This is a genomic window from Holdemanella sp. DFI.5.55 (assembly GCF_020593575.1).
Taxonomy (GTDB): domain Bacteria; phylum Bacillota_I; class Bacilli_A; order Erysipelotrichales; family Erysipelotrichaceae; genus Holdemanella; species Holdemanella hominis.
The window spans coordinates 1-512 of sequence record NZ_JAJDMK010000197.1 but is presented as its reverse complement, the minus strand read 5'-3'; the positions used below and the strand labels follow the sequence as shown (position 1 = coordinate 512).

The following is a 512-nucleotide window of genomic DNA, read 5'->3' as shown; positions in this document are numbered from 1 at the left end:
AGGGTCGAACATAGTCCTTAAATTTTTATAGGGTCGTTTTATAAGTAGTAAAAAAATTCTATAAAATATCGTAGGGTCGTGTTCGTCCCATTTTTTTATATTTCCTTAAAAACAAAAAAACCTTCCATAGTAGAATCATATTTGGCCTAATGATTTTCATGGAAGGAGTGATTTTTATCACTGATGAAATTATAACAGATATTCTAAACATTGAACTAAAAGACTTGGAAGATTTTTCAAGCTATTCAAAAGATGGTATTTTGTATCATGATTTTACTCTCAAAAGAAGAGAAACTTCATGTCCAAACTGCGGTTCGTATTCATGCAACATAAAAGAATATAAAGTTCGAAAAATCAAACATTCTGCATATAATCAGCGTAATTGTGTGCTTCTCTATCATGCTAGAAGATTTGTATGTAAAGACTGTGGAAGGACTTTTTATGAACCAAATCCTTTTGTGGCTACCGAACATTCAATAAGTAAACTCACTATTATAAACGTACTTAATGAG

Annotated in this window: 1 protein-coding gene; it reads left to right on the top strand. The window is 30.5% G+C overall.

Features of this window, described 5'->3' with window-relative positions; all coding sequences use genetic code 11:
* Positions 1-158: 158 nt before the first annotated feature.
* A partial coding sequence (locus LJE08_RS13780) for a transposase family protein (protein WP_217293701.1) occupies positions 159-512 on the top strand: 354 nt, incomplete at its 3' end.